This is a genomic window from Cyclobacterium sediminis (assembly GCF_054781075.1).
The window spans coordinates 131,528-144,476 of sequence record NZ_BAAGVC010000007.1 but is presented as its reverse complement, the minus strand read 5'-3'; the positions used below and the strand labels follow the sequence as shown (position 1 = coordinate 144,476).

Sequence of the window (12,949 nt, the reverse complement as noted above, 5' to 3'; positions counted from 1 at the left end):
ATTTTGTTAAACAAGTCAACCCATAAATTGGCAAGATGTTTACCTTATGACAAAAGCTTTGCTTAGGTCTATTCCAAGTCTGGCAATACTATAAGATCAAATAATTTCGTTTGCTAAGGGCTCATTATTTTCAAATGCGTGGATATTATTTAGGGTTATTACAGTTATTTGATCCATCGCTTCTTTTGTAAAATAGGCTTGGTGCGAAGTGATAAGAACATTAGGAAAACTATTTAACCTTAAGATATCATCATCTTCTATTATGCTTTCGGAGAGGTCTTCAAAAAACAAATTTTCTTCTTGTTCATACACATCTATGCCCAAATACCCAATTTTTTTCTGAGTCAGCCCTTCTATGGCATCCGCAGTATTAATTAAAGCTCCACGACTAGTATTGATGATCATTACTCCTGCTTTCATTTGTTCCAGTGAAGCCTTATTGACCATATGTTTGGTGGACTGGTTCAATGGACAGTGTAGAGAAATTATATCAGCCTGCTGAAAAACCTCTTCCATGGGCAAATATTCAACGCCCATTTCTACTAGGGCTTCGGCTTTCGCAATATCGTAAGCCAAAAGCCTGCAACCGAAACCTTTCATGATCTTACAAAATGCAATTCCAATTTGTCCGGTACCAATAACGCCTACCACCTTCCCATGAAGGTTGAAACCAATTAAATTCTTTAGAGAAAAATTTCCCTCCCGCACCCTATTGTATGCTTTATGGGTTTTTCTATTCAAAGTCATTATCAATGCAACAGAATGTTCGGCCACTGCCTCCGGTGAATAGGCCGGAACCCTTACTACTTTTATCTGGTGCTCCTTTGCAGATTGAATGTCTACATTATTGAACCCGGCACATCTCATTGCAATCAAACGGATTCCGTTTTTGGCAAGCACTTCAATAGTATCCTTGTCTACCTTATCATTGACAAAGGCACAGATAATATCAAATCCGGCAGATAAATTGGCCGTTGTCTTGTTCAAGGCCGTTTCAAAAAAGGCGAAAGTGTACTCATTATTGCTGCTGTATTTTTCAAAATATTCCTGATCGTAAGGTTTGGTACTAAATACGGCAATTTTCATATTGTTTATTTAAGGTCTCAGTTTCAATTTAGCTCAATTGCAACACTAATTTAACAAAGCTGACGGGTTAAAGTTAATTTATGAAAGAGACTTCTTTTTCTTTTTAGCAATTTATTAGTTCTTACTCTTGAAATAGCAGCGATTGATCTTTCCTTGCCATACCTTTTATAAGTCGTTTTGTCAGTCTTGACAGGAAATCCTGTAGTTAATTGAATATAAGCCCGTAAATTCGGCCAAGTTGTTTATTTTTGTAATTCAATCTTCCATTGGTTGGATTATTGTGGGCATTTGGAGGGATTGATAGATCTTTATGGTCTATATTCTTCAATCAAATTGGAAGGTAACTTATTATAAATCAAATGGATATTAACTTCTATAAGTATCAGGGTACGGGCAATGATTTCATCATGATCGATGGAAGGACATTTTCTTTTGGCCCTGATCCAATACCTTATATTCAGCAACTTTGTCATAGAAAGTTTGGAATCGGAGCTGATGGGCTTATACTTATCCAGTCCCATGCAGATTATGATTTCGAAATGTGTTATTACAATGCAGATGGATCTCAAAGCATGTGTGGCAATGGAGCCAGGTGTGCGGTCGCTTTTGCCAAATTTTTACGAATAATTGGACAAAACACTACATTCTTAGCCATTGATGGAGTACATACCGCCACTATTTCGGGTAATAGCATTGCTTTAAGGATGGGTGATGTGAAGGAAGTCCAAAGTGTGGATCAAGATTACTTTGCCAATACAGGGTCTCCACATCACATGCGCTTTGTTGATGACGTGAATGAATTTGACGTTGTTGGTACAGGAAGATCAATCCGAAGAGACAAGCAAAGATATCCTGAGGGTACCAATGTGAATTTTATTTCCATTCTTTCCCCTGATACGATTCAAGTTAGAACCTACGAAAGAGGGGTTGAAGATGAGACACTTTCCTGCGGAACAGGTGTAACAGCTTGCGCACTATTATATGGAGAGCAAAAAGAGAAGAACAATGTAAATATTCAAACTCCCGGAGGTAATCTTCAGGTTAGTTTTGAGATAAATATCGATGGAAATTTCGAAAAGATTGTATTGACCGGACCTGCCGATCAGGTTTTCAGTGGTACCATCAGCGTAGATATTCCATCAGACGCCATTAATGAATACAATTAAATAGCCTTAGAGAAAAAGTATTTAAACAATATGTTAGAATCAATAGCAAAAGGGTTAGCAAAAGTCTTTGGTACCAAATCGGACCGAGACATTAAAGCCTTAAGCCCAGTCGTGGCACTAGTAAATACCGCCTTTGCCAAGTTGGCCGATATTTCTGATGATGAATTAAGAAATGAAACTACCAAGATAAAGGAGATAATAAACGAAGACCTCAAATCATTTGATGATCGCATTTCCGAACTAAGAAATGAAATTGATCAATTAAATCCGGAGGAAGTTCAGGCCAAGGATGCACTATTTAACCAAATTGATGCGGTAGAGAAAGAAAGAGATGAAGCCCTGGAAGTAAGCTTGGAGAAAGTTTTGCCTCGGGCTTTTGCTGTGGTAAAAGAAACCGCCCGAAGACTCAAAGAAAATGGTAAGTTGACAGTCACTGCCAATTTACAAGACCAAACCATGGCTGCCTCCAAATCCTATGTGGAAATCGATGGTGACCAGGCCACTTGGAATAATACATGGACGGCTGCAGGTGTGGAAGTAACCTGGGAAATGGTTCATTATGACGTTCAGCTCTTGGGTGGTGTGGCATTGCACCGTGGAAATATTGCAGAGATGGCCACTGGTGAAGGTAAAACCTTGGTGTCTACTTTACCTGCCTATCTAAATGCGCTTGCAGGCAGAGGAGTTCATATTGTAACGGTGAATGACTACCTGGCCAAACGAGATTCTGAATGGAACGCTCCAATTTTTGAATTCCATGGATTAAAGGTGGACTGTATAGACAAATACCCACCTAATTCAGAAGCCAGAAGAACTGCTTACCAAGCGGATATTGTCTATGGTACCAACAATGAATTTGGTTTTGATTACCTAAGAGACAATATGGCCCGAGATGCTAAAGATCTTGTGCAAGGAAAACATCATTTTGCCATGATTGATGAGGTCGATTCCGTACTTATTGATGATGCAAGAACACCACTTATTATTTCCGGCCCTGTACCCAAGGGAGGAGAGCATGAGTTTTACGAAATGAAACCAAGGGTTTCCACTTTGGTTGATGAACAAAGAAAGCTGGTTCAAAACTATCTTTCCGAAGCCAAAAAGCTGATCAAGGAAGGAAATGATAAAGAAGGAGGGCTGGCCTTGTTCCGAGCTTTCCGCGGTCTTCCAAAATACAAGCCTTTGATCAAATACCTCTCTGAGCCGGGTATTAGGGTAATTCTTCAAAAAACAGAGAACTATTACCTTCAGGACAACAAAAGAAACATGCCTGAAGCGGATGAACCTCTATTGTTTACCATTGATGAAAAATCCAATAGTGTAGACCTGACGGACAATGGTATTGAAGTCATTACCAAGAAGAATGAAGACAATAATTTCTTCATTTTGCCGGATATCGGTATGGAAATCGCCGATTTGGAAAAAAATGATGAAATCGAAGACCACGAAAAACTGGTTAGAAAAGAAGAAATCATCAAAGATTATGGCGTTAAAGCCCAAAGGATCCATACAGTAAACCAACTGTTAAAATCCTACTGTATGTTTGAGAGGGACACTGAATATATTTTGGTGGACGGCAAAGTAAAAATTGTCGATGAGCAAACCGGTAGGGTAATGGAAGGCCGAAGGTATTCTGACGGACTCCATCAAGCCATAGAAGCAAAGGAAAATGTAAAGGTGGAAGATGCCACCCAAACCTATGCAACCATTACTTTGCAGAACTATTTCAGGATGTACCATAAGCTTTCCGGTATGACCGGTACTGCAGAAACAGAAGCAGGAGAGTTTTGGGAAATCTATAAATTGGATGTGGTTGTAATCCCAACCAATAAACCTATACAGCGAAAAGATCATCAGGACAAGGTTTACAAAACCGTCCGTGAAAAATTCAACGCTGTGGCAGATGAAATCAATGAACTAACCGATGCCAATAGGCCTGTGCTGGTGGGTACCACCTCAGTGGAAATTTCAGAACTACTGAGTAGGATGCTTACCATAAGAAAAATTAAACACCAGGTTCTTAACGCCAAGCAACATGCGCGTGAAGCAGATGTGGTAGCAGAAGCAGGTAAAGCCAAAACCGTAACCATAGCCACCAATATGGCAGGTAGGGGTACAGATATCAAACTTTCTCCGGAATCAAAAGAAGCAGGTGGGCTAGCCATCGTTGGTACAGAAAGACACGAATCGAGAAGGGTGGATCGACAGTTGCGTGGTAGGTCAGGAAGACAAGGGGATCCCGGATCCACACAATTTTTTGTTTCTTTGGAAGACAACCTCATGCGATTATTCGGTTCAGAAAGAATTGCCAAACTAATGGACCGAATGGGACTTGAAGAAGGTGAAGTGATTCAACATTCCATGATAACCAAATCCATTGAACGAGCTCAGAGAAAAGTTGAGGAAAACAACTTTGGCGTAAGGAAAAGGCTCTTGGAGTATGATGATGTAATGAACAGCCAAAGAGAGGTTGTTTACCGTAGAAGAAAAAATGCCTTGATAGGGGATAGGCTGGAATTAGATATTCTAAACATCATGTACGATGTTTGCGAAGACCTGATTGAAATGGGTAAAAGCACTGGTGACCTAGAAAACTTGAGAATGAATATCTTCAGTTCTCTGGGCATTGACCAACAATTTACCGAAGCTGAGCTCAAAGAGAAAGATACGGTTACCTTAACTAAAATTCTTTTTGACAAAGCCTATAAAAGCTATACCAGAAAGAACGAAGGTATTCTCAACAAAGCCATGCCTATTCTCAAAGATGTTCACAAGAACAGAGGGGCAACGGTTAAGGAAATCATGGTTCCAATTTCTGACGGTATCAAACAAATTGGAGTGGTCATCAATTTGGAATCTACCCTTAATAATGAAGGCCGAGAACTGATCAGAGCCATTGAAAAGACCGTTACATTGGCCATAATTGACCAAAACTGGAAAGAGCATTTGAGAGATATGGATGACCTGAAACAGTCCGTTCAAAATGCTGTTTATGAGCAAAAAGATCCATTGTTGATTTATAAATTTGAAGCTTTTGAAATGTTCAAACGCTTTATAGGTAAATTAAATGATGATATTGTTTCATTTATTTCCAAATCGGACCTCCCAAAACAAGATCCTGAGCAAGTAAAAGCTGCACAAAATCAATCAGGAGCAGAGCCTAAGGTAACCGCTTCCAAAGAAGAAGTAGGGAATACATTGGGTAATCAAGGTGGACAAAAAGCTGCAGTAGCCAATAGCCGACCAGCTGTAAATAGAGAGCCTGTTAAACCAAGAAAGTCAGACAAGGTTTATGGTAGAAATGACCGTGTTACTGTAAAGTACGCCAACGGGAATTTAAAGTCAGATGTTAAATATAAAAGCGTTGCGCAGGATATTGCTGATGCCAAGTGTGTAATAATCGAAGATTAAATGTCGTTGACATGATCAAAAAAATAAATATATCTCTATTGTCCTTGCTTATTTTTAGTAGCTGTGGCGTTATAAACATTCGGAAAAGTGGTGGAAATATTGACCGGTACAATAACTATACTGAAGACCTAGCGTCAAGTAGGGTTCAGTTTGCCGAGCTTCCTACTTCCGAAGCTGTGACGGAAGAAAGTAGTAGTGCTTCTGCCATTGATACTGAACTCAATAATAGGATCTCACAAATAGCTGAAGAGAATAGCAAAGAATTATTTGTAAATGGTTTTACGATATTAATTTATAGTGGAGTAGATCGAGAAAAAGCTTTTGAAATAAGAAATGAAGCCTATTCCGAATTTCCTCAAACGCAAAGCTATATGGAGTACCAGCAACCCAGGTATTTGGTTAAGGTAGGACGCTTTGTGAATAAAATAGAGGCTTTGGCCACTTACGAGAAAATGAACACCGTCTTTTCGAGTTCTAGAATTATAAAAGACAAGTTTCCGAAATTTGCCGAAGAGAAAAAAGAAGAAAATTTAGAAGATGTTGAAAGATAAAATTCACCAACTTTCCGACAAGTACAAGTCGGAAATTATTGAGCTAAGGAGACATTTACACGCCAATCCAGAATTATCCTTTAAGGAAACCAATACAGTAGCTTTTGTAGAAGAGAAATTACGTTCGTTTGGCATAACTCATATAGAATCAAAAGCTGAAACTGGCTTAGTAGTCATTATTGAAGGTAAAAACCCGGCAAAGAAGGTAATTGCTTTGAGGGGAGACATGGATGCACTTCCGATTGTAGAAGCAAATGATGTCCCTTATAAGTCTACCAATCCCGGGGTAATGCATGCTTGTGGGCATGATGTACATACTTCATCTCTACTAGGTACAGCTAAAATTTTAAATGAGTTAAAGGATGAATTTGAAGGGACCATAAAATTATTTTTCCAACCCGGAGAAGAAAAAATTCCCGGTGGTGCTTCCATGATGATCAAAGATGGAGCACTTCAAAATCCAACGCCCTCAGCAGTAATTGGACAACATGTTATGCCTTTTATACCTGTTGGAAAAGTTGGTTTTCGCAAAGGAATGTATATGGCAAGTGCTGATGAACTTTATCTAAAAGTAATAGGAAAAGGCGGTCATGGAGCAATGCCTGAAACGCTTGTTGATCCGGTTTTAATCAGTGCACATATATTGGTGGCTCTACAGCAGGTCGTAAGTAGAAAAGCAGATCCAAAGACGCCTTCAGTTCTTTCTTTCGGTAAAGTGATTGCCGAAGGTGCCACGAACGTCATCCCCAATGAGGTAAACATAGAAGGCACTTTTAGAACCTTGAATGAGGCCTGGAGAAAAAACGCCCATGAACAGATGCTGAAAATTGCCAAAGGTATAGCCGAAGGAATGGGTGGAGAGGTAGAATTTGAAATTCGAAAGGGTTATCCTTTTCTAAAAAATGAGCCCGAACTTACCCAAAGAGCAATTACTGCAGCTGAAGAATACCTCGGTAAAGAAAATGTATTGGACATAGACATCTGGATGGCTGCGGAAGATTTTTCTTATTACACCCAAGAGATAGATGGTTGCTTTTACAGGTTAGGTACAAGAAACGAAGCAAAAGGAATCATTTCAAGTGTACATACGCCTACCTTTGACATTGATGAAGATGCCTTGGGTATCAGTACCGGCTTAATGGCTTATATCGCATTACAAGAATTAAAGCAGAAATAATTACCCCAAGGAAGCCATGAGAAAATTTATTTTAACTGCCATTGTTATGTGGAGCATTGTGTTGCACTCCTTTGGATGGGGACAGACAGGACATCGGGTGGTAGGGGAAATTGCTTCCTATCACCTAAGTAAAAAGGCAGCCAGAAGTATTCAGGATATTCTTGGTCCCGAATCCCTTGCCATGGTAGCCAATTGGATGGATGAGATCAAATCAGATCCTTCCTACAACCACCTTAATTCTTGGCATTATTTGACGGTGAAAGCTGGAAAAGGCTATGACCCATCCATACAAGAGAAGTCAGGAGACGCCTACGGAAAAACCAAAATGATAATTGCTGCTTTAAAAAATGGCACCCTCAATCAAGAAGATAATAAGGCATACCTTAAAATGCTCGTGCATTTGGTGGGAGACTTGCATCAACCCTTACACGTCGGAACTGGCAACGACCGGGGTGGTAATGATGTAAAAGTTACTTATTTCAACCAAAACACCAACCTTCACAGTGTTTGGGATACCAAGATAATTGATGGAAAAAATTTAAGTTTCACGGAATTGTCTCAGCACCTAAATAGAAGAGCCACCAAAAAACTGGTTTCACAATACCAATCTGATAATTTGGACAAATGGTTGGAAGAAGCTGTAGAATTGAGACCTATAATATATGACTTGCCGGACAATAAACGGCTCTTTTATAGCTATGGCTACAAAACCTATCCTCATATTGAGGAGCGTTTATTGGCAGGTGGAATTCGATTGGCGGGAATTTTAAATGATATATTCAACTAAAATCAATCCCCTGCAGCCAAGACGGCCAAATCTATTTGTTCAGGCTGGCATTTAAACAAAGCATGTGCACAGGAGGCCAAAGTAGCACCTGTAGTTAACACATCATCTACTAAAAGTATCCTTTTTCCCTTAATATCGTCTGCATTCAGGGCTTCAAACACCTCGGAAACATTTTTCCACCTATCAATTCTTGATTTATTGGTTTGGGTTTCTGTTGCTTGTTTTCTCAGTAAGTATCGTTTGCACTCAATTCCTAAAGCTTCAGCAATACCTTGCCCAAATTGTTCACTTTGGTTATAACCTCTAATCTCTCTTTTCCTATGGTGCAGGGGCACCGGCACTATTTCCGTCCAATTGCTTTCATAACCTGCCTCTTTCAATAAATAACCATATTGGAGTCCAACAACTTTGGCCAATAAAGGTTTATTTTTGTATTTTATCTGGTGCAATAGTTTCTGACTAATTCCTTTTTTAGAAAACCGTAAATAAGCCATTACTTTATCAACAGGAGCTAGGCCAAGCAATTTTGTTTTCAAATCATTGTCGTTAGGAATAAGGTGATAATTGGTTATTGGCAAGGCAGAAATACATATTTTACAAAGTTCATTTTCAAATGGAAACAGACTTCTATTGCACAAACAACAAGTTTGGGGAAATACCAGGGATAAAAAATCTGTCCAATAATTGAAACGCATACCTAAATTGCCTTGTTTATAATTGATGAGCCATTTTACCTGCTATATTTGTAATAAAATGGCTTATATCAATTTATGGAAAAAAAACATAAAAAGAAATCAGTCGTAAGAAGCGAAAGAAGAAATTAAATAGTTAACATGGCACTGTTAAAAAAAGACTTGGATTTGGAAAGAAGGTGGTCGAAGCTTCTTTCTGGTTTGCAAGAAATTTTCGGTAAAAAACCATCCGATCTCAATGCCGTATTATTTATAATAGGTGTTCAGGAACTAGGGAAAGGCCCTAAAACATTTTCCAAAGAAGAAAAGCAGGATTTAATGCATATTGCAACATGCAAGGTATTAAGTTTTTCGGGTTTCTATACCCTAGACTTTATTGATCAAGACGGATGGCCACATTGGAAATTAATTAAAAAATTACCTCATTTGAATAGCGCAGACCAAGAAAAGATGCTAAAAATACATGTTTTGGATTATTTTGAAGACGAATTTGAAATTGATATTAAATGAAAATAATTTCCTACAATGTTAATGGAATACGTGCAGCACTAAAAAAAGGCTTTGCTGACTGGTTGGAAGAAGAAAACCCTGACATCATAGGCCTACAGGAGGTTAAATCAATGGAAAACCAGATCGACATATCTATATTTGAAGATTTGGGTTACCACGTATACTGGTATCCTGCAGTGAAGAAAGGTTACAGTGGTGTGGCCATTTTGAGTAAGCAAAAGGCCAACAATATTACTGCAGGTATAGGTATACCTGCTTATGATGATGAAGGAAGAACCATTCGGGCTGATTATGATGATTTCTCTTTTCTATGTGCCTATTTCCCTTCAGGAACAACCGGAGGCATAAGACAAGACTTTAAATACGCCTTTTTAGATGATATCTATGGTTACACCCAAGATTTGATCAAAGAAAAGCCAAACCTAATTCTAAGTGGTGATTATAATATATGTCACAAGGCCATAGACATTCATAATCCTGTTTCAAACAAAAACACTTCCGGTTTTCTTCCTGAAGAAAGAGCATGGATGGATAAATTCACTACTTCAGGATTTGACGATAGTTTCAGGCTATTAAACAAAGAAGCCCATCAATACAGCTGGTGGAGCTATAGAGCCAATGCGAGGGCAAATAATAAGGGTTGGAGAATAGATTACCACATGACTACTTCTCCTGTGAGTTCACGAGTAAAAAATGTAGGCATTTTAAATAAAGTGATCCATTCAGACCATTGTCCTATAGTAATTGAAGTTTAGAGAATAATAAAATAAAGTCGTAATAAAAGACTAAAAATACGATGAAATCAATAAAAATTTCCATTCCATCTTTGATTGAAAATATAACAATCGTTGAAAGTTTTATAGATAATGCCAAAGAAAAGTTTCAGATCAACGACGACATCTACGGTAATATCATGATTTCAGTAACCGAATGTGTCAACAACGCAATCATTCATGGAAATAATTCCAACAAAAACAGCTTGGTTAAATTAGAATTATTATTCTTTGACAATCAAATCAAATTTATCGTTGAAGACGAGGGCAATGGATTTGACTACCAACATTTAAATGACCCAACAGCATTAGAAAATTTAGAAAAAGCAGGGGGCAGAGGCGTTTTTATCATGCGACATTTGAGTGATGAAGTCGAGTTCGATAAAGAAGGAAGCAAAATCACACTTACTTTTTACATGAATTAAAATGGCAATTCATTTCTTTGAAGAAGAAACAAAATCATCCTTGACAAAAAAAAGGATAATCAAGCAATGGTTAAAACAAATTGCTGAGAAAAAAGAGTATAAAATTCAAGACCTGAACTATATCTTTTGCTCAGATGAATATTTATTAGAAATAAATATTCAATATCTCAATCATGATACCTATACAGATATTGTCACTTTTGATCAATCCGAATATGAAAACGAAATAGAAGGGGACATTTACATAAGTATTGATAGGGTTAAAGAAAATGCTGCAACACTGAAAACAACTTACCATCAAGAATTACTTAGGGTTTTGGCCCACGGTCTGCTACATTTATGCGGACTGAAAGACAAAACAGAAAAGGAAAAAATAGAAATGAGAAAAGAAGAGGATGTAGCACTTTCATTGTTTCCACAAACAACTGTTCCACGTGGAACAGTAAAATAAACAAAGAACAAATTTCAACAAGTGTTTCACGTGGAACACTAGAATAGAATAACATGTTTCCAATATACGATGTAATAGTAGTAGGCGCAGGACATGCAGGATGTGAAGCAGCACATGCAGCAGCGAAGATGGGTTCTTCGGTTTTATTGTGTACAATGAACATGAACACCATTGCACAAATGTCATGCAATCCAGCAATGGGAGGAGTTGCAAAAGGTCAAATTATAAGAGAAATTGATGCGCTAGGAGGGATGTCAGGCATAATTTCTGACAAGTCTACCATACAATTTAGGATGTTAAACAGGTCAAAAGGTCCTGCAATGTGGTCACCAAGAAGTCAAAACGACCGAATGCGGTTTGCAGAAGAGTGGAGATTAGCATTAGAAGCAACACCCAATCTGGACTTTTGGCAAGAGATGGTTACCGGAATCGTGGTTAAGGATGGAAAGGTTCAAGCCGTTAAAACAAGTCTTGGTTTAGAAATAAAGTGTAAATCTGTGGTTTTAACCAATGGAACATTTTTAAATGGCCTAATCCATATCGGAGAAAAGAAAATGGGAGGCGGAAGAACAGGAGAAAGCGCTTCTAAAGGAATTACGGAAGACTTGATAAATTTAGGTTTCGAATCGGGTAGAATGAAAACTGGGACGCCACCTAGGGTGGATGGAAGAAGTTTAGATTATTCATTAATGGAGGTCCAGGAAGGGGACAGCCAACCTGAGAAGTTTTCCTATTCAACGAAAACAAAACCGGTACAGAAACAAAGAAACTGTTGGATCACCTATACCAACAAGGAAGTGCATGAAACTTTGGAAACAGGATTTGATAAATCCCCTATGTTCAATGGAAGAATTCAAGGTTTAGGTCCAAGGTATTGCCCTTCAATTGAGGATAAAATCAATCGGTTTGCAGAAAGAGAAAGACACCAAATATTCGTTGAGCCGGAAGGATGGAACACTGTAGAGATTTATGTGAATGGATTTTCCACCTCCCTCCCTGAAGATGTACAGTATAAAGCGATAAGAAAAATCAAAGGTTTTGAAAATGCCAAAATGTTTCGACCCGGATATGCCATAGAATATGACTTTTTTCCCCCAACCCAATTGAATTTAACCCTAGAAACAAAGCTCGTTGAAAACCTGTATTTTGCCGGACAAATCAACGGAACTACAGGATATGAAGAGGCGGCAGCACAAGGATTAATGGCCGGTATAAATGCACACAATAAAGTAAAAGAAAAAGAAGCCTTTATTTTAAAGAGATCTGAAGCATATATAGCAGTGCTGATTGATGATCTGATAAATAAAGGTACAGAAGAGCCCTATAGAATGTTTACATCCAGGGCTGAATTTAGACTGTTGTTGAGACAGGATAATGCAGATTTAAGATTAACTCCCTACGGATACAAATTGGGGCTTGCAAACGAAAAGGAATACCGACAAACTCAATTAAAGGCTGAGAAAACCGAAGAACTTACGAAAAAACTAGAAAAAATAAGGTTATCGCCTAACCAAATAAACGAAGGATTGGAGCAACTAAACACTGCTACAATAAAGGAAAAAATAACAGTTGAAAAACTGATAAAGAGACCAAATATTGGACTTAAGGATATCATTAAGATTAGCGAAGAACTTAAGGAAAATCTAATAGATTATTCAATACCCGTTAAAGAACAAACTGAAATACTGATCAAGTACAAATCATACATCGATAAGGAAAGACAGATGGTTGAAAAGATAAATAATTTAGAAGATCTTAAAATTCCGGCTACAATTTCCTACGAAGAAATTAAAGCACTTTCTGCAGAAGGAAGACAAAAATTGGGCAAAATAAAGCCACAAACCCTAGGTCAAGCTTCTAGGATTAGTGGAGTTTCACCGGCAGACATGTCAATACTCACCATTTATTTAGGAAGATAAA

General features: G+C 38.2%; 12 protein-coding genes. 10 read left to right on the top strand and 2 right to left on the bottom strand.

Annotation, left to right across the window (positions count from 1 at the left end; translation table 11 throughout):
- Positions 1–96: 96 nt before the first annotated feature.
- The gene (locus ACYVHJ_RS09230) at positions 97–1,086 is read right to left on the bottom strand and encodes a 2-hydroxyacid dehydrogenase (protein WP_460514238.1); all 990 of its coding nucleotides are present in this window, start codon (positions 1,084–1,086) and stop codon (positions 97–99) included.
- A 359-nt stretch (positions 1,087–1,445) separates the two neighbouring features.
- On the opposite strand from ACYVHJ_RS09230, the gene dapF reads away from it, so the two are divergent.
- The 5 genes from dapF to ACYVHJ_RS09205 are packed head-to-tail and all read left to right on the top strand — an operon-like array spanning position 1,446 to position 8,178.
- The gene (dapF, locus tag ACYVHJ_RS09225) at positions 1,446–2,252 is read left to right on the top strand and encodes a diaminopimelate epimerase (protein WP_460514237.1); all 807 of its coding nucleotides are present in this window, start codon (positions 1,446–1,448) and stop codon (positions 2,250–2,252) included.
- Between the two features lie 30 nt (positions 2,253–2,282).
- Positions 2,283–5,663 carry a preprotein translocase subunit SecA gene (gene secA / locus ACYVHJ_RS09220; protein ID WP_460514236.1) on the top strand — a complete coding sequence of 1,127 codons (3,381 nt, stop codon included), beginning with the start codon at positions 2,283–2,285 and terminating at the stop codon, positions 5,661–5,663.
- 11 nt (positions 5,664–5,674) lie between these two features.
- Positions 5,675–6,214: a hypothetical protein gene (locus ACYVHJ_RS09215; protein WP_460514235.1), complete on the top strand. Its 540-nt coding sequence runs from the start codon at positions 5,675–5,677 to the stop codon at positions 6,212–6,214.
- Complete coding sequence (locus ACYVHJ_RS09210; RefSeq protein WP_339903607.1) at positions 6,201–7,391, top strand: M20 metallopeptidase family protein; 1,191 nt, start codon at positions 6,201–6,203, stop codon at positions 7,389–7,391. Before ACYVHJ_RS09215 ends, ACYVHJ_RS09210 begins: the two co-directional genes overlap by 14 nt.
- A 16-nt stretch (positions 7,392–7,407) precedes the next feature.
- A complete protein-coding gene (locus ACYVHJ_RS09205) occupies positions 7,408–8,178 on the top strand; it encodes a S1/P1 nuclease (RefSeq protein WP_460514234.1) in 771 nt (256 codons plus the stop codon).
- Between the two features lie 2 nt (positions 8,179–8,180).
- Here ACYVHJ_RS09205 and ACYVHJ_RS09200 read toward each other — a convergent pair whose 3' ends face one another.
- Positions 8,181–8,873, bottom strand: a complete 693-nt coding sequence (locus ACYVHJ_RS09200; RefSeq protein ID WP_339903609.1) for a ComF family protein — start codon at positions 8,871–8,873, stop codon at positions 8,181–8,183.
- A gap of 144 nt (positions 8,874–9,017) precedes the next feature.
- Between ACYVHJ_RS09200 and ACYVHJ_RS09195 the strand changes: the two genes are divergently transcribed.
- The 5 genes from ACYVHJ_RS09195 to mnmG are packed head-to-tail and all read left to right on the top strand — an operon-like array spanning position 9,018 to position 12,948.
- Entirely contained in the window at positions 9,018–9,380 is a 363-nt protein-coding gene (locus ACYVHJ_RS09195) for a hypothetical protein (protein WP_339903611.1), read from the top strand.
- Entirely contained in the window at positions 9,377–10,135 is a 759-nt protein-coding gene (locus tag ACYVHJ_RS09190; protein ID WP_460514233.1) for an exodeoxyribonuclease III, read from the top strand. Before ACYVHJ_RS09195 ends, ACYVHJ_RS09190 begins: the two co-directional genes overlap by 4 nt.
- Positions 10,136–10,176: 41 nt before the next feature.
- A complete protein-coding gene (locus ACYVHJ_RS09185) occupies positions 10,177–10,578 on the top strand; it encodes an ATP-binding protein (protein ID WP_339902563.1) in 402 nt (133 codons plus the stop codon).
- A 1-nt stretch (position 10,579) separates the two neighbouring features.
- A complete protein-coding gene (ybeY, locus tag ACYVHJ_RS09180; RefSeq protein WP_460514231.1) occupies positions 10,580–11,029 on the top strand; it encodes an rRNA maturation RNAse YbeY in 450 nt (149 codons plus the stop codon).
- A 53-nt stretch (positions 11,030–11,082) separates the two neighbouring features.
- On the top strand, positions 11,083–12,948 hold the full coding sequence (gene mnmG, locus ACYVHJ_RS09175; protein ID WP_460514230.1) for a tRNA uridine-5-carboxymethylaminomethyl modification enzyme MnmG/GidA: 1,866 nt from the start codon (positions 11,083–11,085) through the stop codon (positions 12,946–12,948).
- Position 12,949: the final 1 nt, after the last annotated feature.